The 22,953-nt window shown below is 40.6% G+C and carries 23 protein-coding genes, 1 tRNA gene and 1 pseudogene; 24 read left to right on the top strand and 1 reads right to left on the bottom strand.

What is annotated here, in order from left to right; all coding sequences use genetic code 11:
* Positions 1-129: 129 nt before the first annotated feature.
* The 16 genes and pseudogenes from ACQKMR_RS00815 to ACQKMR_RS00890 all read left to right on the top strand — a co-directional run bounded on the left by ACQKMR_RS00815 (position 130) and on the right by ACQKMR_RS00890 (position 13,955).
* Positions 130-1,314, top strand: a complete 1,185-nt coding sequence (locus tag ACQKMR_RS00815; protein ID WP_427695567.1) for an ATP phosphoribosyltransferase regulatory subunit — start codon at positions 130-132, stop codon at positions 1,312-1,314.
* The gene (hisG, locus tag ACQKMR_RS00820; RefSeq protein WP_053348866.1) at positions 1,307-1,936 is read left to right on the top strand and encodes an ATP phosphoribosyltransferase; all 630 of its coding nucleotides are present in this window, start codon (positions 1,307-1,309) and stop codon (positions 1,934-1,936) included. The genes ACQKMR_RS00815 and hisG overlap by 8 nt, the downstream gene beginning before the upstream one ends.
* 27 nt (positions 1,937-1,963) lie before the next feature.
* Positions 1,964-3,244 carry a histidinol dehydrogenase gene (gene hisD / locus ACQKMR_RS00825; RefSeq protein WP_427695568.1) on the top strand — a complete coding sequence of 427 codons (1,281 nt, stop codon included), beginning with the start codon at positions 1,964-1,966 and terminating at the stop codon, positions 3,242-3,244.
* Between the two features lie 104 nt (positions 3,245-3,348).
* Positions 3,349-3,936: an imidazoleglycerol-phosphate dehydratase HisB gene (gene hisB / locus ACQKMR_RS00830; protein WP_427695569.1), complete on the top strand. Its 588-nt coding sequence runs from the start codon at positions 3,349-3,351 to the stop codon at positions 3,934-3,936.
* Positions 3,937-4,569: an imidazole glycerol phosphate synthase subunit HisH gene (gene hisH, locus ACQKMR_RS00835; protein ID WP_427695570.1), complete on the top strand. Its 633-nt coding sequence runs from the start codon at positions 3,937-3,939 to the stop codon at positions 4,567-4,569. It begins immediately after the preceding gene.
* The gene (gene hisA, locus ACQKMR_RS00840) at positions 4,566-5,300 is read left to right on the top strand and encodes a 1-(5-phosphoribosyl)-5-[(5-phosphoribosylamino)methylideneamino]imidazole-4-carboxamide isomerase (RefSeq protein WP_427695571.1); all 735 of its coding nucleotides are present in this window, start codon (positions 4,566-4,568) and stop codon (positions 5,298-5,300) included. Before hisH ends, hisA begins: the two co-directional genes overlap by 4 nt.
* Positions 5,301-6,059, top strand: coding sequence for an imidazole glycerol phosphate synthase subunit HisF (hisF, locus tag ACQKMR_RS00845; protein ID WP_427695572.1), 759 nt, complete (start codon positions 5,301-5,303; stop codon positions 6,057-6,059).
* On the top strand, positions 6,056-6,712 hold the full coding sequence (hisIE, locus tag ACQKMR_RS00850; RefSeq protein ID WP_427695573.1) for a bifunctional phosphoribosyl-AMP cyclohydrolase/phosphoribosyl-ATP diphosphatase HisIE: 657 nt from the start codon (positions 6,056-6,058) through the stop codon (positions 6,710-6,712). Before hisF ends, hisIE begins: the two co-directional genes overlap by 4 nt.
* A gap of 50 nt (positions 6,713-6,762) precedes the next feature.
* Positions 6,763-6,893 (top strand): annotated as a pseudogene (locus ACQKMR_RS00855) (aldehyde dehydrogenase family protein); the annotation flags it as partial.
* Positions 6,894-7,153: 260 nt separating this feature from the next.
* The gene (locus tag ACQKMR_RS00860) at positions 7,154-8,656 is read left to right on the top strand and encodes a tetratricopeptide repeat protein (RefSeq protein ID WP_427695574.1); all 1,503 of its coding nucleotides are present in this window, start codon (positions 7,154-7,156) and stop codon (positions 8,654-8,656) included.
* Between the two features lie 103 nt (positions 8,657-8,759).
* Positions 8,760-9,707, top strand: coding sequence for a thioredoxin-disulfide reductase (gene trxB, locus ACQKMR_RS00865; protein WP_427695575.1), 948 nt, complete (start codon positions 8,760-8,762; stop codon positions 9,705-9,707).
* Positions 9,708-10,273: 566 nt separating this feature from the next.
* Positions 10,274-10,732 (top strand): 8-oxo-dGTP diphosphatase, encoded by a 459-nt coding sequence (locus ACQKMR_RS00870; RefSeq protein WP_427695778.1) that lies wholly within the window; start codon positions 10,274-10,276, stop codon positions 10,730-10,732.
* A gap of 45 nt (positions 10,733-10,777) precedes the next feature.
* Positions 10,778-11,680, top strand: coding sequence for an RNase adapter RapZ (gene rapZ / locus ACQKMR_RS00875; RefSeq protein WP_427695576.1), 903 nt, complete (start codon positions 10,778-10,780; stop codon positions 11,678-11,680).
* Positions 11,670-12,656 (top strand): gluconeogenesis factor YvcK family protein, encoded by a 987-nt coding sequence (locus ACQKMR_RS00880; protein ID WP_427695577.1) that lies wholly within the window; start codon positions 11,670-11,672, stop codon positions 12,654-12,656. The genes rapZ and ACQKMR_RS00880 overlap by 11 nt, the downstream gene beginning before the upstream one ends.
* A 67-nt stretch (positions 12,657-12,723) precedes the next feature.
* On the top strand, positions 12,724-13,677 hold the full coding sequence (gene whiA, locus ACQKMR_RS00885) for a DNA-binding protein WhiA (RefSeq protein ID WP_427695578.1): 954 nt from the start codon (positions 12,724-12,726) through the stop codon (positions 13,675-13,677).
* A gap of 20 nt (positions 13,678-13,697) precedes the next feature.
* Complete coding sequence (locus ACQKMR_RS00890; RefSeq protein WP_053348612.1) at positions 13,698-13,955, top strand: HPr family phosphocarrier protein; 258 nt, start codon at positions 13,698-13,700, stop codon at positions 13,953-13,955.
* A gap of 106 nt (positions 13,956-14,061) precedes the next feature.
* On the opposite strand, the gene clpP is transcribed toward ACQKMR_RS00890, so the two are convergent.
* The gene (clpP, locus tag ACQKMR_RS00895; RefSeq protein ID WP_427695579.1) at positions 14,062-14,670 is read right to left on the bottom strand and encodes an ATP-dependent Clp endopeptidase proteolytic subunit ClpP; all 609 of its coding nucleotides are present in this window, start codon (positions 14,668-14,670) and stop codon (positions 14,062-14,064) included.
* Positions 14,671-14,969: 299 nt separating this feature from the next.
* Between clpP and ACQKMR_RS00900 the strand changes: the two genes are divergently transcribed.
* The 8 genes from ACQKMR_RS00900 (at position 14,970) to gpmI (ending at position 22,945) form a co-directional block, all read left to right on the top strand.
* A tRNA-Arg gene (locus tag ACQKMR_RS00900) sits at positions 14,970-15,041 on the top strand.
* Positions 15,042-15,371: 330 nt separating this feature from the next.
* The gene (rpoN, locus tag ACQKMR_RS00905; RefSeq protein WP_427695580.1) at positions 15,372-16,709 is read left to right on the top strand and encodes an RNA polymerase factor sigma-54; all 1,338 of its coding nucleotides are present in this window, start codon (positions 15,372-15,374) and stop codon (positions 16,707-16,709) included.
* A 14-nt stretch (positions 16,710-16,723) separates the two neighbouring features.
* Positions 16,724-16,966: a glutaredoxin family protein gene (locus ACQKMR_RS00910; RefSeq protein ID WP_427695581.1), complete on the top strand. Its 243-nt coding sequence runs from the start codon at positions 16,724-16,726 to the stop codon at positions 16,964-16,966.
* Positions 16,967-17,104: 138 nt separating this feature from the next.
* Positions 17,105-18,139 (top strand): sugar-binding transcriptional regulator, encoded by a 1,035-nt coding sequence (locus ACQKMR_RS00915; RefSeq protein WP_427695582.1) that lies wholly within the window; start codon positions 17,105-17,107, stop codon positions 18,137-18,139.
* A gap of 32 nt (positions 18,140-18,171) precedes the next feature.
* A complete protein-coding gene (gene gap / locus ACQKMR_RS00920) occupies positions 18,172-19,179 on the top strand; it encodes a type I glyceraldehyde-3-phosphate dehydrogenase (protein ID WP_427695583.1) in 1,008 nt (335 codons plus the stop codon).
* Positions 19,180-19,425: 246 nt separating this feature from the next.
* Positions 19,426-20,610: a phosphoglycerate kinase gene (locus ACQKMR_RS00925; protein WP_427695584.1), complete on the top strand. Its 1,185-nt coding sequence runs from the start codon at positions 19,426-19,428 to the stop codon at positions 20,608-20,610.
* A 45-nt stretch (positions 20,611-20,655) separates the two neighbouring features.
* On the top strand, positions 20,656-21,417 hold the full coding sequence (tpiA, locus tag ACQKMR_RS00930; protein ID WP_427695585.1) for a triose-phosphate isomerase: 762 nt from the start codon (positions 20,656-20,658) through the stop codon (positions 21,415-21,417).
* Positions 21,410-22,945, top strand: coding sequence for a 2,3-bisphosphoglycerate-independent phosphoglycerate mutase (gene gpmI / locus ACQKMR_RS00935; RefSeq protein ID WP_427695586.1), 1,536 nt, complete (start codon positions 21,410-21,412; stop codon positions 22,943-22,945). Before tpiA ends, gpmI begins: the two co-directional genes overlap by 8 nt.
* Positions 22,946-22,953 lie beyond the last annotated feature (8 nt).

The raw sequence follows: 22,953 nt of genomic DNA on the forward strand, positions 1-22,953 counted from the left end.
AAGAGTTTAATATGGAAAGATAATTGTATATACAAAAAAAGAATACTTGTAACGACATTGGTTTTTGCTTAAAGGCGGACCAATTGGAAATATATATAAAGTAACCATTATTCAAAAGGATGTGCAGTCGTGACTAAGCCATTTATGTTTGAGAAACCGTTAGGCATGAGAGATACACTGCCGGTGCTGTATGAAACGAAAGCCTCGGTCCGAAATAAAATGAGTGATGAAATCAAGAAGTGGGGTTATCAATTTATTGAAACGCCTACTTTGGAATATTATGAAACAATTGGTGAAGCTTCAGCTATTTTGGATCAGCAGTTGTTTAAACTGCTTGATTCCCAGGGCCATACGCTTGTACTTCGACCGGATATGACAGCCCCTATTGCACGAGTTGCAGCATCCAAACTGTTAAAACAGCAAATACCGCTTCGTCTTGCCTATACAGCGAATGTGTATCGCGCTCAGCAGCGTGAAGGCGGACGGCCAGCAGAATTCGAACAGATTGGTATTGAATGTATCGGGAATAAATCAATCAGTGCCGACGCTGAAATGATTGCGTTACTGGCCGATGTTTTAAAGGCAGCCGGACTTCAGGAATTTAAGATTTCCATTGGTCATATTGGATTTTTACAGGAATTTTTCTTGAGCATTCTAGGTACGGAAAAAAGAGCTTCTGTATTAAGGAAGTTTTTATATGAGAAGAATTATGTAGGTTTTCGGGAGCATGTAAAATCACTGCCGCTTTCATCTATCGATAAACAACGGCTCATCGAGTTTACTTCATTAAGAGGTAGTGAAGACACGCTGAAAAAAGCGTTGGATTTGGTTGAAAACAACAAGGGACAAGATTCTCTAGGTGAACTGAAGGAGTTATCTGCTCAGTTGAAAGAATTTGGCGTGGATCAATATGTGAGCTTTGATTTAACATTAGTCAGCCATATGAGCTACTACACCGGAACTTTATTTGAAGTGTATGCAGATCAAGTAGGTTCACCAATCGGTAATGGTGGCCGCTACGATAACCTACTTGAAAAGTTCGGCTGGAATGCTTCTGCTACGGGTTTTGCCATTCGTGTGGATCGTCTTGCTGAAGCACTTGGGGAACCTATGCAGCCTGTTGCGCCGGAATGTATTTTATTCACTCCCGAACGCCGAATGGAAGCACTGGATTTTGCAAAATCAAAACGATCTGAAGGAAAACGGATGACGATTCAAGATATCACGGTCGTTCAAAATGTTGATGCGTTTACAAGAACATTTTCGGAAGTGCATTTATTTGTGGGAATTGGAGGGAATGGAAAAGATGAATAATAGCTTTTTAACAATTGCGATGCCTAAAGGGAGAATCTTTGAAGAAGCGGCAGAGCTATTAAGAAAGGCCGGTTTTCGTCTACCTCCTGAGTTTGATGATTCCCGGAAATTAATTCTTGAAGTAGAAGAGGAGAATCTACGTTTCATTTTAGCTAAACCGATGGATGTTGTGACATATGTGGAACACGGGGTAGCGGACATTGGAATTGCAGGTAAAGATGTTATGTTAGAGGAAGAGCGAGATGTATATGAGTTACTTGATTTGAAAATTAGTGCCTGCTACTTAGCTGTTGCTGGTCTACCTGGTACGAAAATCAGCGACATCGCGCCAAAAATAGCTAGTAAATATCCAAATGTGGCCTCTAGTTATTTCCGTGAACAAGGTGAGCAAGTCGAAATTATTAAATTGAACGGATCTATTGAGTTAGCTCCTTTAATAGGCTTAGCTGAACGAATTGTGGATATCGTTTCAACGGGACAGACATTGAAGGAAAACGGTCTTGTTGAATATGCCAAAATTGCCGATGTGACTTCAAGGTTGGTGGCAAACCCTGTCAGCTACCGTATAAAAGAAGCACGGATTACTGAAATAGTAGATCGCTTAGCAGAAATTATAGAATAGTAAAAGAATCGCTAATGAGGTGAGCGTATGAAAATTGAACGGTTAGCAGAAGGAATTTCACTGAAGCGCTCGGTTGATGCAGGTACGGCTGATCAACGAAAAGCGGTTCAGGATATTATTTATGATGTAAGAAAAAGCGGAAACGTTGCTTTACATAATTATACTGAGCGTTTTGATGGTGTAAGTCTTGAGGAGTTACTCGTTTCCGAACAGGAAATTGAAGAAGCAACAGCAGCCTTAACAGTAGAGCAGCTTGCAATAATCCAAGAAGCTGCAGATAATATTCGATTGTTTCACGAGAAACAAATTAGGAATTCATGGATTACCACTGATGATACAGGAACAATGCTTGGACAAAAATTAACACCTCTTGATGCGGTTGGGGTGTATGTTCCAGGTGGCACAGCTGCATACCCTTCATCTGTACTGATGAACACAATGCCTGCTAAAGCTGCAGGAGTGGAACGAATTGTTATGGTATCTCCTCCAGGAAAAGACGGCAAATTAACGCCAGCGGTTTTAGCGGCTGCGAAAATTGCAGGAGTGACAGAAATTTATAAGGTTGGAGGCGCTCAGGCTATAGCGGCTCTTGCTTATGGAACAGAAACAATTGTGAAAGTTGATAAAATAGTAGGTCCAGGAAATATTTATGTTGCGTTAGCCAAACGGGAAGTATTCGGGGACGTTGCCATCGATATGATTGCCGGGCCTAGTGAGATAGCTGTGTTAGCTGACGATTCCGCAATTGCTTCTGAAGTGGCAGCGGATTTGCTATCACAGGCAGAGCATGATGCCCGTGCTTGCAGTGTTCTGGTGACGACTTCAATGGAGCTGGCTGAAGAAGTATTAGCGGAAGTGAACAAGCAGGTAGCGTTACTTCCACGCCGTGATATTGCAGCTGCATCCATTAAGGATTATGGACGAATTGTTGTATGCGAGAATATGGTGGAAGCTGTTGGGGCCATCAATGAACTGGCACCTGAGCATTTAGAAATTGTGACCCATAATTCACTCGAAGTAATGGCTAAAATTCGCCATGCAGGGGCTATCTTTATTGGTCGCTTTAGTTCGGAGCCAGTCGGTGATTATTTTGCAGGCCCAAACCATGTGTTGCCTACTAATGGGACAGCCCGCTTTTCCAGCCCGCTGAATGTGGATGATTTCCAAAAGAAATCCAGCATCATCATGTACAGCGAAACCGCCTTCCGTCAAAATGCGGAGAAAATCGCTGCCTTTGCCCGCATGGAAGGCCTTGAAGCCCATGCCCGCGCCATCGAATCTCGCGGTGGGAATAAACTTGGGAAATAGGGTCTGACCCCTGAAAATAATGTGGAAAACATTGATATAAAAGTATTTGTAATGCATTTTGCATCATGGGAAATGGGGTCTGACCCCAATGAGGAGGAGTTGTAATGGAGCGTTTTGCTAGTGTGGAGCGGAAGACGAATGAGACTGATATTAGCCTGAAGTTTGGTGTGGATGGGGAAGGGAATTCCTCAATTAAAACGGGTGTTCCGTTTATGACGCATATGCTTGATTTATTCACGAAGCACGGGAAGTTTGATTTGACCGTTGATGCGGAGGGCGATACAGAAGTAGATGATCATCATACAACTGAAGATATTGGTATTTGCTTAGGACAAACATTATTGGAAGCTCTTGGAGACAAGCGAGGTATAAAGCGTTACGGAAATGCTTTCGTGCCTATGGATGAAGCACTTGCGCAGGTTGTCATCGATTTAAGTAATCGTCCGCATCTTGAGTTTCGTGCTGAATTTCCTTCACAAAAGGTTGGTACCTTCGATACTGAATTAGTGCACGAGTTCCTTTGGAAGTTTGCCCTTGAAGCCCGGATGAATCTCCATGTTGTCGTTCATTACGGTCACAACACGCATCATATGATTGAGGCGATATTTAAAGCGCTTGGGCGTGCATTGGACGAAGCTACTACCATTGATCCTCGGGTTAAAGGTATTCCTTCAACGAAAGGAATGTTGTAAATGATAGGAATCGTCGATTACGGAATGGGGAATTTATTCTCTGTCAGTAAAGGGCTGGAACGACTTGGAGCTGACTCATTCATTTCCGATAATCCAGAAGAACTTTCTAAAGCGACAGGAATTATTCTTCCCGGTGTCGGTTCTTTCAGAGATGCTATGAGTCTTTTGGAAAAACAAAAGCTTGATGAATTCCTGAAAAAATATGTAGCCGGTGGAGGTTATTTATTAGGCATCTGCTTGGGTATGCAGCTTCTCTTTGATGAAAGCGAGGAAAATGGACCGGCAAAAGGATTATCCCTCATCCCAGGTAAAGTCGTTCGTTTTACGGGGGTGGATGCCAATGAGCAGACTTATAAGGTGCCGCACATGGGCTGGAATCGTCTTGAATTTAAACATTTATCGCCAGTGATCGAAGGCCTTGAAGAGGAACACGTTTATTTCGTCCATTCTTATTATGCTGATACTGATGAGTCATATATTACCGCTTCAGCAACGTATGATGTGGAAGTACCGGCGATTGTTGGCAAAGGAAATGTATTTGGGATGCAGTTTCATCCGGAAAAAAGCGGCCAGATGGGCATGTCACTCTTGAAAAATTATTTGTCATTAGTAGAAGGGGAGGAAAAAGCATGAGCAACTTTACGATTTACCCAGCGATTGATATGCGTGGAGGCAAATGCGTTCGCTTAATCCAAGGAGACTACAATCAGGAAACGGTTTATGGCGATTCCCCCTTTGATATGGCTAAAAGTTTTGCGGACCAAGGAGCCGATTGGATACATATGGTCGATCTGGATGGAGCTAAAGAAGGCGTTCGTATCAACGATTCCTACGTAATTAAAGCAGCTAAAGAGTTAGGGGCCCGCGTTCAAATTGGTGGAGGCATTCGGACGGAGCAGGACATTGCTCATTATCTTGATAATGGTGTAGAGCGTGTAATTCTAGGCAGCTCCGCCGTTTCAGACCCGGAATTTACTAAAGATATGATCAGAAAATATGGAAACCATATCGCGATTGGCATTGATGCGAAGGATGGTAAGGTTGCCACGCATGGCTGGCTTCAAACGTCAGAAACGCTGGCCATAGAGCTTGGGAAACTACTAGCTGATGCTGGCGCAGAAACATTTATCGTAACAGATATCGCGACAGACGGCATGCTTTCAGGACCAAATAAACACGGGATTGTAGCAATGGCGAAGGCAACTGGGAAAAATGTAATTGCTTCTGGCGGCATTAGTTCACTCGAAGATCTAGTTACTCTCAAAGAGTATGAAGCTCAAGGTGTTTCAGGGGCGATTATTGGCAAGGCCCTGTATACTAATCGCTTTACTGTAAAAGAAGCGGTAGAAAAGGTGCGTGGTTAAATGCTGACCAAACGAATTATTCCTTGTCTGGATGTAAAAGAAGGACGTGTAGTTAAGGGGATACAATTTGTTTCCTTGAGGGATGCCGGGGATCCAGTTGAGCTTGCTGCCTTTTACGACCAAGAAGGTGCTGACGAACTTGTCTTCCTTGATATTTCTGCTTCACATGAAGGTAGGGAAACGATTATTGACGTTGTTCAAGCGGTAGCAGGCAGTCTAGCAATTCCGTTTACAGTTGGCGGCGGTATTAATTCGCTAGCGGATATGAAGAAGATTTTACGCGCTGGTGCAGACAAAGTATCCTTAAATACCGCAGCTGTTTTACGTCCTGACTTAATTAATGAAGGTTCCGATTATTTTGGTGCTCAATGCATCGTAATTGCTATTGATGCGCGATATGATGAAGAGCTTGGTTCATGGCGTGTTTATACCCATGGCGGTCGAAAACCTACTGAATGGGAAGTTATTGATTGGGCGAAGGAAGCGGTCACAAGGGGTGCTGGTGAAATTTTATTGACAAGCATGGATTGTGACGGAGAAAAACAGGGCTTTAATATCGAATTAACAAAAGCGGTATCAGAAGCAGTTTCGGTTCCTGTTATTGCCTCAGGCGGTGCGGGCAATGCGGAACATTTCCAGGAAGCATTTGAAGAAGGAAAAGCGGACGCAGCGTTAGCAGCTTCGATTTTTCATTATAAAGAAACCTCTGTCAAAGAAGTCAAAACGTTTCTCAAACAACAAGGAGTGGTTGTACGATGAATCTCGAAACTATTAAATATGACGAAAAAGGTCTGGTTCCGGCGATTGTCCAAGATGCAGGAACTGGCGAAGTGCTGACACTTGCTTATATGAATAAAGAATCCTTGCAATTATCCATAGAAAAAGGAGAAACCGTGTTCTTCAGCCGTTCACGCAAAGAGTTATGGCATAAAGGAGAAACGAGCGGGAATACACAGAAAATCACTGAAATGAAGTATGACTGCGATCAGGATGCTATAGTCGTTCGTGTTGTTCCTGCAGGGCCGGCATGCCATACAGGCGCAACAAGCTGTTTCAGCGAAACGATTTATCAAAATAAAGAAGCGCTAAAAGCGGTACAGACAAATGTGACTTTCTTGACGGAATTAGAGAAATTGATTAAAAAAAGAAAAACAGAAATGCCTGAAGGATCTTATACAACCTACTTATTTGATAAGGGTGTTGATAAAATCTTGAAAAAAGTCGGAGAAGAAGCTGCTGAAGTGATCATTGCTGCTAAAAACCGAGATGCTGAAGAACTTTCTATGGAAAGTGCAGACCTTCTTTATCACTTATTCGTTCTTCTTCAAGAACAAGAATTGCCTTTCCAAGCAGTGCTTGATGTATTGAAGGATAGACATTCTGATAAAGACGAACCTAAAGAAAATGAATAAATAATCAGATGCCCTCCATAATACGGAGGGTATTTTTCTGTGTGTTTACGACTGGGATGACATATATCGATGACCAAACCGTAAATAATGGTCGAATGTTGCTTTCGGAGGAAATAAAATGAGCGGAATGGGACGTTTCGGTAATCCATGGGTGGTAGAAGAATTCACCGTTACTAAATGAATTTCGAAATAAACTACAGCTTGCCAATATCCGTTCTAAATCGTTAAATATAAAAAAATCCAAGATCAGGTTGAATCTTTTTTACACCTGTGAAGGGAAACAATTATGAGAAAATGATGATTAAAAACCTGTTTGATTTTGCCTGATAATTTCTAAATAAAAGAATCATAAATCCATTTTCCATTTTCTTGAATTGTTCGGCAAATATTCTTCAATATGTTATAATACTATGGTTAATCAACTTGTAGATGGAGGATTACATGAGTAAAGACTCTAAATTTGGCCAACAGGCAAAAATTCTAACCTTTCACCCGACAGGTGAGTATTATTTCACCAAGGGTCTAAAAGCATATCATAGACGAGAACTACCTAAATCAAAAAAATACTTGGAACGTGCGCTGGAACTTGAACCTGCAGAACCGATGATAGCCTGTCAATTGGCAATCACCTGCTCAGAGATCGGGGAATATAATTATTCAAACAACCTCTTGGAAAATATCTTGGATGTTATGGATCCATATATGTCGGAATGCCATTACTTCCTGGCGAATAATTATGCTCATTTAGGCATGTTCAAAGAGGCTTACCGTCACGCGAGTGCATACCTGGATAAAGAAGAAGACGGAGAGTTCAGTGATGATGCAGAGGATCTTCTGGAACTAATCACCTTCGAGTCGGATGAACCCGAAGAAAATCTCTTTAAGCATGATGGACTTATTTCCAAGCAGGAAAAGGCTCGCGAGTATTTGGAATCGGGGAATTTCCCTAAGGCAATTGAAGTACTAAAAGAAACGATTGCCGAATACCAGGATTATTGGTCGGCTTATAATAATCTAGCACTTGCTTATTTTTACCTTGGCCAGGTAGATGAAGCCTTTGAAACGTTGGATGAGGTACTTGAAAAAAGTCCAGGAAACTTGCATGCGCTTTGTAACCTGGTGGTTTTCCATCATTATCAACAGGATGAGGATAAGGTGGAAGAGCTCATACAAATGCTCGAAAAAATTCGGCCGATGTTATCTGAACATCGCTTCAAGCTTGGTGCAACTTTCGCGTTAATCGGGAACTATGCATCCGCATATAAATGGCTAAAAATATTGCAGAAACAAGGGTTTGAAGGAGATGGAACCTTCTACTATTGGCTTACCATATCGGCCTTCCACTTAGGACATGAACAGGCAGCTAGAAAAGCTTGGAAAAAGGTTGTAGAAATGAATCCTGAAAAAGAAGGCATGGAGCCTTGGGGGGATATGAATGCAACTTCTGATGGGTTTGAACATCATTTTCCTTCCATTATTAAACGGCTTGAAAGCGAATTTATTGAAGAAAGATTATTTGCTATTTTCCTTTTGAAACATTCGGTTCATAAGCAAAAGCTATTGAAAAACCAGGTCCTCAACCTAAACCAGAACTTTACTGACTTGGAAAGGGATTATGCAGACCTTGTGCAATCTCCTGCAAAAAATCGTCAACTGACACCCATTGATTTTGCCGATCGAACGGCTGAATTATTATATCAGCATTTTCAACCGATTCAATTAGATGAAGCTGGGCTTTATTTAATGTGGTTTTCTGTCTTCATCGAAGCGGTTAAATCAGAGCAAAAGCTTAATAATCCAGCAGGCTGGGCATCTGCAGTCGAATACGTGTGGAATCAGCTTAAAAATGAAAAGATGAGCAAGCAGGCAATAGCAGACAAACATTTCATATCGGTGTCGACCTTATCGAAGTATGTAAAATTGGTTCAAACGCTCCTAGAGTGAGCAGATATTTGGACGAAAAATTATTTGTTATATAGGATAATAGGTAGGGAACACTAACCTTAGTGAAGGTTCCATTTGTTATGGAATATGGAGGAGTGAGAACATGTCTGAAAAAATTTATGACGTTGTTATTATCGGAGCTGGTCCTGCTGGGATGACGGCTGCAGTCTATACATCACGTGCGAACCTTTCAACATTGATGTTAGAACGCGGAGTACCAGGCGGCCAAATGGCCAACACAGAGGAAGTTGAAAACTATCCAGGATTCGACACAATCCTCGGACCTGAACTTTCAACAAAAATGTTTGACCATGCCAAGAAATTTGGTGCGGAATATGCCTATGGAGATGTTAAGGAAATAATCGATGGGGAAGAGTATAAAACAATTGTTGCCGGTTCTAAAGAATTTAAAGCACGTTCGATCATTATTTCTTCAGGTGCCGAATACAAGAAAATCGGCGTTCCTGGCGAAAAAGAATTAGGCGGACGTGGTGTATCGTATTGTGCTGTTTGTGATGGAGCATTCTTCAAAGAAAAAGAACTGTTCGTTATCGGCGGAGGGGACTCTGCAGTTGAAGAGGGTGTGTACCTAACTCGTTTTGCTTCGAAAGTAACGATCGTTCACAGACGTGAAGAGCTTCGTGCACAGAAAATCCTTCAGGATCGTGCGTTTGCCAATGAAAAAATTAACTTCATCTGGAATCATACTTTGAAGCAAATTAATGAAGAAGGCGGTAAAGTTGGTGGTGTCACTCTTGTTTCCACAGTAAATGGAGAAGAGAAAGTACTGGACGCAGACGGTGTATTCATATATATCGGAATGCTGCCACTAACTAAACCATTTGAAAACTTAGGCATCTTGAATGCTGCAGGCTACATCGAAACGAATGATCGGATGGAAACACGGGTCCCAGGTATTTTTGCTGCTGGAGATGTTCGTGAAAAAACATTACGCCAAATCGTTACAGCAACAGGTGATGGAAGTATTGCTGCTCAATCTGTTCAGCATTTTGTGGAAGAACTTCAAGAAAAGTTGCAACCAAAAGCTTAAGTATTATTATTTATATACAAAAATTAACACATCGTAATTCTGTTTTAATTATGTTGTAACACAAGTGAAATAATGATTGGGTATAGTTAGAGTAGAAGTTGACCCCCTTTTATTATAAAACGTTGAGGACTCAGATTAAGAATCTGTGTCCTTTTTTTTGTTTCCTGCTTCCTGCTTTAAGACTATACCTTTCCTACCATTTTTTAGGGGCAGTCAATATGTTGTAATAGAAGTGAGACATCCATCTGCATCCAGGGAGAGAAAGTGGAGAAGAATAGGAGGTAAGCTAGAGAAAAAAATTTCTCTGTGATTCCACAGGATGAATATTCCCCCAATGCAGGAAGGTTACTTTATTGTTAGCTTATTTCAAAAATAGTATAATGATAAGATATACTAAACATATATCACATAAGGGGTAAGATTTAAAATACAGCTTGTTTGAACTATAAGCATTTGTAAATCGCCAAATGGATGTCTAGCGGCGGTTTAAGGATATAAACTGAATCTCTGGAATGCAAGAGTGAAGGTTTCTATAGTCGAGCAGAGGCCAATTTGAGGTGAAGAACGTGCAACGTGTCACAAACTGTGTATTGATTAAAGATAATCAAATCCTATTATTAAAAAAACCAAGACGCGGATGGTGGGTCGCTCCTGGTGGCAAGATGGAGCCCGGAGAATCCATACGTGATGCCTGTATAAGAGAATATCGCGAAGAAACAGGCGTTTATTTAAAAAACCCTACCATCAAAGGCATTTTCACCTTCATTATGAAGGATGGGGATAAGGTGTTGTCAGAATGGATGATGTTTACTTTCTTTGCTACAGACTCTGATGGCGTCAATGTAGATGTATGTGAAGAAGGGGAGCTTTACTGGCACCCTATAGAAGGTGTTAAAAAGCTGAAAATGGCTGAAGGGGATTTTCACATTCTAGACTATATGGTTCATGGAAGTGGAATTATTTACGGAACGTTTACCTATACACCTGAATTTAAGTTGCTTTCTTATCGACTAGATCCAGGTTAATATTTGCTTATAAAAAAGATTGCTATACATGGGGGCGGAGAAATAATGAGTACAGGGCAGATGAATGAAACGCAATTGGTCATCATAACTGGAATGTCAGGAGCAGGAAAGACAGTGGCGGTTCAAAGTTTTGAAGACCTCGGCTTTTTTTGCGTCGATAATTTGCCGCCCACTTTATTACCAAAGTTTTTGGAGTTAATGAAGGACTCTGGGAATAAGATGAATAAAGTAGCACTAGTTATGGATTTACGGGGGAGAGAATTTTTTGATTCCTTATTTCTAGCTTTGGACAAATTAACTGAAACATCATCGGTCTCACCAAGAATTCTTTTTCTTGAAGCTGATGATGATTCCTTGGTCCGTCGATACAAGGAAACGAGAAGGACCCATCCATTAGCTCCATTAGGCCGGCCATTAGAAGGCATTAAAATGGAACGGGAACTCTTGGATGAACTAAAGGGAAGGGCTCAGTTGATTTTTAATACTTCACAGCTGAAGCCACGTGAATTAAGGGAAAAAATTGCTTCAGAATTTTCAACGGATAAAAGTGTAGGATTTACAGTCAATGTCATGTCTTTCGGGTTCAAGCATGGTCTACCTATAGATGCAGACCTTGTGTTTGATGTACGTTTTCTACCCAATCCGTACTATATTGACCACATGAGGCCAAAGACGGGATTGGAGCAAGAAGTATCTAGTTACGTTTTAAAATGGAGTGAGACACAAAAGTTTTTAGAAAAGGTAACAGATTTGCTTACCTTTATGCTTCCGTATTATAAGCGTGAAGGGAAAGCACAACTTGTTATTGCGATTGGATGTACAGGAGGTCAGCACCGTTCTGTAGCATTGACCGAGTATATTTCGAACTACTTCCAAAAGGATTACAGGGTTCAGGTGTCTCATCGAGATATCGAAAAAAGTAAGGGGAAAGTAAAAGATGCTAAATAAAAAGAAACAGCCTAGAGTTGTGATCATTGGAGGAGGGACAGGCCTTCCAGTTTTATTAAGAGGATTAAAGAAGCATCCAGTGGATATAACAGCAATCGTTACGGTAGCTGATGATGGTGGAAGTTCAGGGCGCCTTCGTGAGGACATGGATATCCCTGCACCTGGTGATATTCGTAACGTGCTTGCTGCATTGTCAGATGTAGAGCCACTTGTTGAGCAAATGTTTCAGCATCGCTTTAAGAGTAAAAATGAGTTGTCCGGGCATTCGTTGGGGAATCTGATTCTCGCTGCTATGACCTCATTGACGGGAGATTTTGTCCATGCAATCCAGGAAATGAGTAAATTCCTGAATGTCCGGGGTAAAGTACTGCCAGCTGCCAACCAAAGTGTGGTTCTCCATGCGGAAATGGATGATGGATCGATTGTTACTGGAGAATCCAAAATCCCCTATTCAGGAAAGAAAATAAAAAAAGTGTTTCTGTCGCCTCAACATATAAAGCCGCTAAGTGAAACTCTCCAAGAAATCAAGCAGGCAGATCTTATCGTAATTGGTCCAGGAAGCTTATATACTAGCATTCTGCCTAATTTACTTGTCCCAGGCCTTGGTGAAGAAGTAGGCCGCTCTAAAGCGAAGAAAGTGTACATTTGCAATTTAATGACACAAGCAGGCGAGACGCTGGATTATAGTGCAAGCGATCATATAAAAGCTATATATGATCATATGGGAAATGCATATATTGACAGGATACTTGTTAATAATGAGGAAATACCGTTTGAAATTCAGCAACGCTATAAAGCTGAATATGCCAAACCGGTTGTGTACGATGTGGAAAGTCTAAAAAGAATGGGTCTAGAAATCATACAAGAACGCATTTTCAACTATGAAGGTAATGTAATACGCCATGACACCAAAAAAGTGGCAGATTTACTTTATAATATGCTTATAAATGAAACGAAAAGTCATATAGTTCCGTAGATATAAGTGGAGACTGCTTTTTGACTAATAAAAAGAGATTACCTGCGTTCGATTGGAGGTGAAATGGATGTCTTTTGCTTCAGAAACAAAAAAAGAGCTTACTACATTGGAAGGAAAGGATTGCTGCGGAAAAGCAGAATTGTGTGCGCTTATCCGGATGAATGGATCCCTTTCATTTTCTAATCGGAAGCTTGTTGTGGATATTCAAACTGAAAATGCAGCGATTGCCAGACGGATTTACACGCTGTTGAAAAAAAGTTATGAGGTCCAGGTCGAGCTGCTGGTTCGTAAAAAGATGAAGCTTAAAAAGAATAATGTTTATATTGTCAGGATGTCATCTGGAGGGCAGCGGATTTTAACCGATTTAGAAATTTTAGGTGAAGGCTTTGAAATTCTCCATGCCATATCCGATACTATTGTTGGGAAGAAATGTTGTAAGCGTTCATATCTAAGAGGTGCATTTCTTGCCGGAGGCTCGGTTAATAATCCGGAAACGTCTTCCTATCATCTTGAGATTTTCTCGCTTTATAAAGAACACAATGATGCGCTTTGTGAGCTAATGAATAAGTTTGGCTTAAAGGCTAAGACGCTAGAACGTAAAAAAGGGTATATCATTTATTTAAAAGAAGCCGAAAAAATTGCTGAGTTTTTAAGTATTGTGGGAGCTCATGCAGCTTTATTAAGGTTTGAGGATGTAAGAATTGTCCGTGATATGCGAAATTCCGTGAATCGCCTTGTGAATTGTGAAACAGCTAATTTGAACAAAACGATTGGGGCCTCATTGCGTCAGGTTGAAAATATCCATTACATTGAGGATACGGTAGGGTTGAATATTTTACCAGATAAGCTTCGGGAAATTGCGGAGCTAAGGATAGCATTTCAGGATATAACCTTAAAGGAACTTGGAGAAATGGTATCAGGAGGAAACATAAGTAAGTCGGGGATTAATCATCGTTTGCGAAAAATTGATGAAATAGCTGATAGACTCCGTGGAGGAGAAGCTATTGCTGCGAAAAAATAAAGCTAACAGGGGAGATCAAGATGGTGGAAAAACAAGTAGAAGTACGACTAAAAACAGGTTTACAAGCGCGACCAGCGGCTCTTTTTGTTCAAGAAGCTAACCGCTTTCATTCAGATGTTTTCCTTGAAAAAGAAGGCAAAAAGGTGAATGCAAAAAGTATTATGGGACTAATGAGTCTTGCCATTAGCTCTGGCGTGTCCGTAAAGCTTATCGTTGAAGGCCGTGATGAAAAAGAAGCAATAGAGGCATTAGAAGAATTCGTACAGCAAGAAGGATAAAATAAGAGGATGCCGACAAGCATCCTCTTATTTTTTTTATAGTTTTCACATAAAAGAAAAAGGACTCAAAAGTCGCTTAATGCAACTTTCGAGTCCTTTTGTTTTATTATTTAGAGTCTTTTTTATCTTCAAGATTGCTACGAGTGATTACTTTGTCAATTAAGCCATATTCAAGAGCTCTTTCAGAGGTCATGAAGTTATCACGTTCTGTATCTCTTTGAAGGACTTCTATAGGTTGACCAGTACGTTCTGCAAGGATTTGGTTCAATTTGTCTTTCAAATGAAGGATACGGCGTGCTGCAATTTCAATTTCCGTTGCTTGACCTTGAGCTCCTCCAAGTGGTTGGTGAATCATGACTTCACTGTTTGGCAGAGCATAACGTTTGCCCTTTTCACCAGCAGCCAATAGGAATGCACCCATAGAAGCAGCCATGCCAATACATACAGTTGATACGTTAGGTTTAATATATTGCATTGTATCGTAGATAGCCATACCAGATGTGATGCTTCCACCTGGGCTGTTAATGTATAAAGTAATATCTTTTTCAGGATTTTCTGCTTCTAAAAATAGTAGTTGAGCAACAATAGAATTGGAAACATTGTCATCAATTGCGCTTCCAAGCATAATGATCCGGTCTTTTAATAAACGGGAATAAATATCGTAGGCACGCTCCCCACGACTTGTTTGTTCAATAACTGTAGGAATTAAATTCATGTTCATTTCCTCCTTCGATTAAGAGAATCATATAAATTCTTTATGTATGTATGATACACTTTTTGGTCAATTTAGGTCAAACAAAACAAACCCTATTATTGATAATTTGTTCGACAATTTTCTGACTAAGTCTCCTTCCTGTTTATATTTATTAATAATTATGCCGCACAGGGATGAATTTCCACATTACCCATAATACCCAAAATCCGAAGTTTTAAACCTGATAGCCCTTGCAAAGGAAGGCATTCTATCATATAATGAAGTCTGTCGAAAAAATATAGTAACTAATCTTTTATTTCGCCCTCGTAGTGCAACGGATAGAACGCAAGCCTCCGAAGCTTGAAATGCAGGTTCGATTCCTGCCGAGGGCATTACCAATCTCCTGCTTAATAAAGTGGGGGATTTTTTATTTGTCATTTTTAAGCGAAGGCATCCGATGGGTCCAACCGATTTTTGATGAATTTACTCGATTTCCGTAAATTTCTATCGAATCCTGTAATATTACCCTCAATTTGGAAAATATACGCCGCCACCTCTGGAAAATGTTGATTTCTCAATAAAAGTAGTTGTGAAAATCGCTTTCCTGACATATAGTATTTAAAATAAACATACTATTTAGAAAAAAACGTAAGCGTTTTCATGGGTTTTTGTGTAGAATTTTCTCCTGATAATGTAAAATGGAATGGGGGAGGGATGAATCGATGAGTATGAATATGAAAGCAGGACTTTTTCAACAGCAAACATTAAAGATGGCAATGACCCAGGAGCTGATGCAAGCTATTACATTGTTGCAGTACTCCGCACAAGAGCTTTCCGCATTCTTAGAAAATAAAATGGTGGAAAATCCATTACTGTCCCTAGATCAGCCTACATCTGCTTTGTTTCAGCCAACCTTTGACCGGAAAAAAGGTAAACGAACTCTTAATAATACGTATGATGCTAATTATTGGATTGAACAAATCAGTGAAGATACCTTTTCACTTGAACAGCATGTCATGTCGCAAGTGAATCACCAGCACCTTTCTGGTGAGCAGCAGAAGGCGATGTTGCTCTTAATTCATAACCTTGATGAAAACGGTTACTTGCGAATCCAGCTGGAAGATATATGTGTTCCGGGAATATCTTCAGTCGTTTTGGAAGAGAGTCTACTACTTTTACAGCAACTCGAGCCGCATGGGCTTGCAGCGAGAAATCTTCAAGAATGTCTTTTACTTCAGGTAAAAGCAGAAGGTGTGAATCTGCTGGCAGAATCGATCATAGAAAACCATTTCCTCGATTTTGCTGAAAAGCGGTGGAAAGACTTAAGTAAGAAAATTGGCGTTACAATGAAGGAGATTCAAGAAGTTTTTGATTATGTCCAGACATTGAACCCGCGTCCTGCTTCACTCTTTTTTCAGGAAAAACCATCCTATATTGTGCCGGATGTGGTCGTGGAAGTTCGTGACGGAATCCTGCTTGTCGGGAATTATGATGGTAACACCCCAAATCTTAATGTGGATAAAGGGTATTTAAACAGAATGAAGAGCCATAAGGACCAGGGAGTGCAACGCTTTATCCAGGATAAGTGGCAAGAATACCAATGGATCTCAAGAGGGATTCAACAGAGAAAAGAGACTATATTGAAGGTTATTCAATGTATAGTCGAAAAACAGCCCGCGTGCTTTCATCACGGTTTAAATTATTTAAAACCGATGACCATGAAAGAAATCGCCGACGAGCTTGGAATACATGAGTCCACAGTAAGCCGGGCTGTTAAAGGGAAATACGTGCAGACACCATTTGGTACGATAGAGATGAGGATATTTTTCACTACTTCTTTACAATCTGTCGGCCTTGATGAAGATATGTCGGGCATGCAAGCAAAAAAAAGCCTTCAAGCAGCCATCGATGGTGAAAATAAACAAAAGCCGCTTTCGGACCAGGACTTGGCTGAACGATTAAAAGAGGAACATGGAATTATTCTGGCACGTCGAACTGTCGCCAAATATCGGGAACAATTAGGGATTCCATCTTCATCTAAACGAAAAAGATATGATTGAAAAGGATGAGTGATTTGGAATCAAATGTGTTTGTATTATATAGCAGGGAAAAATGTCCATTATGTGAAAAAGCCAAAAAGATTCTTGAAGAGATGAAAGTGGAATCAGGTATAGTATATACGGAAATTGATATCTATTCTGATGACGCTTTACTTGAAAAGTTCGGGCTTATGATCCCTGTTATTGAATGGAAAGGTAATATAATTCAATTCGGAAATGTTGATAAATCAGCTTTAAATAGGCTTGTGGAAAAATAATTTTTCAAATCATTTGAAGAAACATTCCGTTCCTGCTAGAATAAAATATGTAGCAGGAATATTTTTTTATTTCAAGTGGGACACAAAATGACTAGGTGGGACACAAAGTGTCCAACTTAACTTTTAGGAGTTTTAAACATGCGCACATTACTCGAGGTACAAAGAAAATTATTACCTGATTTCCTTATGGCTATGCAAAAAAGATATGATATCCTGCGTTATATCAAAATGATGCAGCCAGTTGGAAGGCGAAGTCTGGCAGTTAGCCTTAATTTGACGGAGCGGACGCTTAGAGGTGAGGTGGATTTTCTGAAAAGTCAGAACCTGATAAATATATTCAGTTCTGGAATGACGCTGACTGATGAAGGGATGGAAATCCTGGATAAGTTAGAAGGAATAATGCGTGAAGTAATGGGTATAGACATAATGGAACGGAAGTTGCAGGACATATTACAAGTGGATGAAGTCATCATAGTCTCTGGAAATTGTGATGAAATTCCATGGGTGAAAAAAGAATTGGGGAAAGCTTGTGCAAACCGTATGAAACAAGAATGGACCTCAAAGAATACCATTGCTGTTACCGGTGGATCAACAATGGCCGAAGTGGCTAATTCTTTGTCACCTGATGAAGCTTCAAGGAAATTGACGTTTGTCCCTGCTCGCGGCGGAATTGGTGAAGCAGTACAGAATCAAGCTAATACCATTGTAGAGAAAATGGCATATAATGCGCATGCCTCGTACAGAGTGTTATATGTACCTGATCAATTAAGCGGTGAGGTATATGCTTCCTTTATGAAAGAACCTACAATTAAAGAAGTCATTTCCCAAATCAAGTCAGCTGATATGATTATCCATGGAATTGGTGATGCTTTGGCAATGGCAAAGAGAAGAAATTCTTCACCAGAAATGTTAAAGAAGCTGATTGATGGAAATGCTGTAGGAGAAGCATTCGGTTACTATTACGATGAAAACGGAAAAGTTGTTCATAAAGTTTTGACTGTCGGCATTCAATTAGATGATCTTAGCCCTGAAAAGCGAGTGATAACTGTAGCAGGTGGGAAAACTAAAGCAAAGGCAATCCGTTCATATATGAAAGGCGCACCTTCATCGACGGTTTTAATCACGGATGAAGCGGCAGCACAAGAGTTAATTCAGGGGAACTATACCCCTTAATATATTTGCGAACTTAAAAGGAGGAATTTTTCATGGTAGTAAAAGTTGGAATTAATGGTTTTGGACGTATTGGACGTAATGTATTTCGGGCAGCATTGAATAATCCTGAGGTAGATATTGTAGCTATTAACGATTTAACAGATGCTAATATGTTAGCGCACCTTCTGCAATATGATTCAATTCATGGTTCTCTTAATGAAAAAGTAACAGTGGATGGAGATTACCTGGTTGTTGATGGCCATAAAGTTAAAGTTTTGGCTGAACGTGATCCTGCACAGTTAGCATGGGGTGAATTAGGAGTAGAAGTAGTTGTTGAATCTACAGGACGTTTCACAAAACGTGCCGATGCAGCTAAACATTTGGAAGCTGGCGCGAAAAAAGTCATTATCTCGGCTCCTGCATCTGATGAAGACATCACAATCGTTATGGGCGTAAACGAAGAAAAATATGATGCAGCAAACCACCACGTAATTTCCAATGCATCTTGTACAACGAACTGCTTAGCTCCATTTGCTAAAGTACTTCAAGAACAATTCGGAATAAAACGCGGTATGATGACTACTGTTCACTCTTATACAAATGATCAGCAAATCCTTGATTTGCCTCATAAAGATTATCGTCGGGCACGTGCAGCAGCTGAAAATATCATTCCTACAACAACTGGGGCAGCAAAAGCTGTTGCGCTTGTTCTTCCTGAACTTAAAGGGAAATTGAATGGTATGGCAATGCGTGTACCTACTCCAAACGTATCTGTAGTTGACCTTGTTGCAGAACTTGAAAAAGATGTAACAGCTGAAGAAGTAAATGCAGCATTTAAAAAAGCATCAGAAGGAGAACTAAAAGGAATTCTTGAGTACAGCGAACTTCCTCTAGTATCAGGTGACTATAACGGTAACCCATCATCTTCTACAATTGATGCTCTTTCCACGATGGTAATGGAAGGAAACATGGTAAAAGTATTATCTTGGTATGATAATGAAACAGGATATTCTAGCCGTGTTGTAGATTTAATCGACTATTTGGCTAAAAAAGGATTGTAATTAGAATATAAAAAAACCTCACCAAGGTGAGGTTTTTTTAATAACACCTCTAAAAAAACTTGGCAGAAGATGATATTATTAGTAAGTCATTAAACAGTCAAGCGTTTACATTTCTTGTTTTTGGATAATTTCTTGGAAACCGACTATAATGAAAAAGAGAAAAGGGGAGTTGGGATATTTACCCTCTCCCTTTTTGACTAAAAGAATCAAAAATATGATAACAATATCTAAGGGGGTTCTTGGATTATGAATAAAAAGTCGATTAGAGATATTGAATTAAAGGGGAAACGCGTATTTTGCCGTGTTGATTTCAACGTGCCGATGCAGGACGGAAAGATTTCGGATGATACGAGAATCAAGGCTGCACTACCGACGATTTCCTATCTGACAGAACAAGGCGCTAAAGTCATTTTAGCTAGCCACCTTGGTCGTCCAAAGGGACAAGTTGTTGAAGAATTGCGTTTAGCTCCTGTTGCGGAAAGACTAAGTGAACTTAGTGGCAAAGATGTACAAAAGGCTGAAGAAGCTTATGGGGAATCAGTTCAATCAATGATTGATAACATGGGAAATGGCGAGATTCTATTGTTAGAAAACGTTCGTTTCTATCCTGGCGAGGAGAAGAACGATCCTGAATTAGCGAAGTCATTTGCTGCATTGGCTGATGTTTATGTAAATGATGCTTTTGGAGCTGCTCACCGTGCACATGCTTCAACGGAAGGGATAGCCCATCATCTTCCAGCTGTTGCAGGATTGTTAATGGAAAAAGAGCTTGCGGTATTAGGGAAAGCTCTATCCAACCCAGATCGTCCTTTTACAGCTATAATTGGCGGGGCAAAAGTAAAGGATAAAATAGGTGTTATCGAGAACCTGTTGGAAAATGTCGATCACTTGATTATTGGTGGTGGATTAGGTTATACATTTATTAAAGCACAAGGTCATGAAATCGGTAATTCTTTATTAGAAGAAGACAAAATTGAGCTGGCAAAATCTTTCATTGAGAGCGCGAAAGAAAAAGGCGTACAACTTCATTTGCCAATTGATGCTGTTGTGGCAGCAGAATTTTCACCTGATGCAGAAGCCCAGAATGTCGATATTGATGCTATCCCAAATGATAAAATGGCGCTTGATATTGGACCTAAAACGAGTGAGTTATTTGCAGATGTAATCAAGGGCTCTAAGCTAGTAATTTGGAATGGACCAATGGGTGTATTTGAATTCGATAAATTCGCGAATGGAACGAGAATTGTTGCGGAAGCATTGGCGGAAGCAAAAGATACGTACAGCATTGTAGGCGGAGGGGATTCTGCTGCAGCTGCTGAAAAGTTTGGCTTAGCAGAAAAGATGTCCCATATATCAACTGGTGGCGGTGCATCGCTTGAGTTCATGGAAGGCAAAGAGCTGCCGGGCGTTGTAGCCTTGAACGATAAATAAGGGTGAACCGTTAAATTATCAACTTTAGAAGGGATGAAAAACCAAATGCGAAAACCGATTATTGCAGGAAACTGGAAAATGAATAAAACACTATCTGAAGCGACTGCCTTTTTAGAAGAAGTGAGCAATTTGATTCCGAAGCAAGATTTAATCGATTCAGTTGTATGTGCTCCAGCTTTATTTTTGGATCAACTTGTTCAATCAGCAAAAGGAACCGATGTGAAAATCGGGGCGCAAAACATGCACTTTGAAGAAAGTGGTGCCTTCACAGGAGAAATCAGTCCAATTGCTTTGGCGGATCTTGGTGTATCATATGTCATTCTTGGTCATTCGGAACGCCGTGAAATGTTCAATGAAACGGATGAAGCCGTAAATAAAAAAGCTCATGCTGCTTTTGCAAATCAGTTAACGCCTATCATTTGTTGTGGTGAAACACTGGAGCAGAGGGAAGCTGGCGAAACGAATGATTTCGTTGGTAGCCAGATAGAAAAAGGCCTTGCAGGGCTATCTGATGAACAATTAAAACAAGCTGTTATTGCTTATGAGCCGATTTGGGCGATTGGAACAGGAAAATCATCATCTGCTCAGGATGCAAATGAAGTTTGTGCACATATCCGCTCAGTTGTTGCAGAAAAGTTTTCTAACGAAGCAGCGGCAGCCATCCGCATTCAGTACGGCGGCAGTGTGAAACCTGAGAATATCAAAGAGTACATGGCTCAGCCTGATATTGACGGTGCACTGGTTGGTGGGGCAAGCTTGAAAACCGATTCCTTTTTACAATTGCTGGAGGCTGGTCACTATGAGTAAGTCGCCTGTGGCACTTATCATCTTAGACGGTTTTGGTTGCCGCAATGAAGAAGAAGGAAATGCTGTTTTTCATGCAAAAAAACCGAACTTTGATCGTTATTGGGACCAGTATCCGCATTCCCATTTAACTGCAAGCGGGGAAGCTGTCGGCTTGCCTGCCGGTCAAATGGGGAACTCCGAAGTGGGACATTTGAATATTGGGGCAGGACGGATCGTTTATCAAAGTCTTACTCGTGTGAACCTGGCAATCCGTGAAGGTGAGTTTGCAGAAAATCCAACTTTGGTCGATGCGATGAGCCATACCAAGAAAAAAGGCACGGACCTTCATCTTTTCGGCCTTCTTTCAGATGGCGGCGTGCACAGTCATATTGAACATATGTACGCCCTGCTGAAATTGGCCGCTAAAGAAGGAGTTAAAAATGTATATGTACATGCATTTTTAGATGGACGTGATGTCGGACCGAAAACGGCGCAAGGTTATATTAAGGAAGCGGAAGCGAAAATGAAGGAAATCGGTGTTGGTCAGTTTGCGACCATTTCCGGAAGATATTATTCGATGGACCGTGATAAACGCTGGGAACGTGTGGAGAAATCCTACCGTTCAATGGTGTATGGTGATGGACCTGCTTACTCTTCTGCTATGGAATGTGTCGAGGATTCTTACAAACATGGTATTTTTGACGAGTTCGTGATACCTTCAGTCATAACTTCGGAGGACGGTAAACCGGTGGCAACGATTAAAGATGATGATGCAGTTATCTTTTATAACTTCCGTCCAGACCGGGCAATTCAGATTTCAAATACATTCACGAATGAGGACTTTCGCTCATTTGACCGCGGTCCTGGTTTTCCGAAGCACCTCCATTTTGTATGCTTGACACATTTTTCAGAAACAGTTGAAGGATATGTTGCTTTTAAGCCGACAAATCTTGATAATACATTAGGGGAAGTACTTTCTCAAAATCAACTAACTCAGCTTCGCATTGCTGAAACGGAAAAGTATCCTCATGTGACATTTTTCATGAGCGGCGGGCGTGAAGAGAAGTTTCCTGGAGAAGAAAGAATTTTAATTAATTCTCCGAAAGTTGCTACATATGATTTACAACCAGAAATGAGTGCTTATGAAGTAACGGATGCGTTGTTGGAACAAATTGAGGCGGACCGCTTTGATGCTATTCTTTTGAATTTTGCCAACCCGGATATGGTCGGCCATTCAGGGATGCTGGAGCCGACTATTAAAGCGATTGAAACCGTGGATGAATGCCTAGGTAAAATTGTTGACCTAATCGTCTCAAAAGGCGGAACAGCAATCATAACCGCTGACCATGGGAATGCTGATGAAGTTGTCACGCTTGAAGGCAACCCCATGACAGCCCATACAACAAATCCTGTGCCTGTCATTATCACCAAAAATCAGGTAACATTAAGAACAGGTGGTATCCTAGGTGATTTAGCTCCAACGATGCTTGATTTGCTTGGAGTCGAAAAACCTGTTGAAATGACAGGGAAATCCCTATTATCTAAATAAAATTGTGA

The organism is Peribacillus sp. NPDC096540, from assembly GCF_050278525.1.
In the GTDB taxonomy this organism is placed as follows: Bacteria; Bacillota; Bacilli; order Bacillales; family DSM-1321; genus Peribacillus.

Excerpts from the sequence above, each read along its gene's own strand:
- hisB (WP_427695569.1), top strand. The coding sequence starts at position 3,349 with ATGGAGCGTTTTGCTAGTGTGGAGCGGAAGACGAATGAGACTGATATT.
- rpoN (WP_427695580.1), top strand. The coding sequence starts at position 15,372 with ATGAGTATGAATATGAAAGCAGGACTTTTTCAACAGCAAACATTAAAG.
- ACQKMR_RS00860 (WP_427695574.1), top strand. The coding sequence starts at position 7,154 with ATGAGTAAAGACTCTAAATTTGGCCAACAGGCAAAAATTCTAACCTTT.
- hisH (WP_427695570.1), top strand. The coding sequence starts at position 3,937 with ATGATAGGAATCGTCGATTACGGAATGGGGAATTTATTCTCTGTCAGT.
- gap (WP_427695583.1), top strand. The coding sequence starts at position 18,172 with ATGGTAGTAAAAGTTGGAATTAATGGTTTTGGACGTATTGGACGTAAT.
- clpP (WP_427695579.1), bottom strand. The coding sequence starts at position 14,670 with ATGAATTTAATTCCTACAGTTATTGAACAAACAAGTCGTGGGGAGCGT.
- ACQKMR_RS00880 (WP_427695577.1), top strand. The coding sequence starts at position 11,670 with ATGCTAAATAAAAAGAAACAGCCTAGAGTTGTGATCATTGGAGGAGGG.
- tpiA (WP_427695585.1), top strand. The coding sequence starts at position 20,656 with ATGCGAAAACCGATTATTGCAGGAAACTGGAAAATGAATAAAACACTA.
- ACQKMR_RS00925 (WP_427695584.1), top strand. The coding sequence starts at position 19,426 with ATGAATAAAAAGTCGATTAGAGATATTGAATTAAAGGGGAAACGCGTA.
- ACQKMR_RS00890 (WP_053348612.1), top strand. The coding sequence starts at position 13,698 with ATGGTGGAAAAACAAGTAGAAGTACGACTAAAAACAGGTTTACAAGCG.
- trxB (WP_427695575.1), top strand. The coding sequence starts at position 8,760 with ATGTCTGAAAAAATTTATGACGTTGTTATTATCGGAGCTGGTCCTGCT.
- gpmI (WP_427695586.1), top strand. The coding sequence starts at position 21,410 with ATGAGTAAGTCGCCTGTGGCACTTATCATCTTAGACGGTTTTGGTTGC.
- whiA (WP_427695578.1), top strand. The coding sequence starts at position 12,724 with ATGTCTTTTGCTTCAGAAACAAAAAAAGAGCTTACTACATTGGAAGGA.
- hisG (WP_053348866.1), top strand. The coding sequence starts at position 1,307 with ATGAATAATAGCTTTTTAACAATTGCGATGCCTAAAGGGAGAATCTTT.
- hisA (WP_427695571.1), top strand. The coding sequence starts at position 4,566 with ATGAGCAACTTTACGATTTACCCAGCGATTGATATGCGTGGAGGCAAA.
- hisIE (WP_427695573.1), top strand. The coding sequence starts at position 6,056 with ATGAATCTCGAAACTATTAAATATGACGAAAAAGGTCTGGTTCCGGCG.
- ACQKMR_RS00915 (WP_427695582.1), top strand. The coding sequence starts at position 17,105 with ATGCGCACATTACTCGAGGTACAAAGAAAATTATTACCTGATTTCCTT.
- rapZ (WP_427695576.1), top strand. The coding sequence starts at position 10,778 with ATGAGTACAGGGCAGATGAATGAAACGCAATTGGTCATCATAACTGGA.
- hisF (WP_427695572.1), top strand. The coding sequence starts at position 5,301 with ATGCTGACCAAACGAATTATTCCTTGTCTGGATGTAAAAGAAGGACGT.
- hisD (WP_427695568.1), top strand. The coding sequence starts at position 1,964 with ATGAAAATTGAACGGTTAGCAGAAGGAATTTCACTGAAGCGCTCGGTT.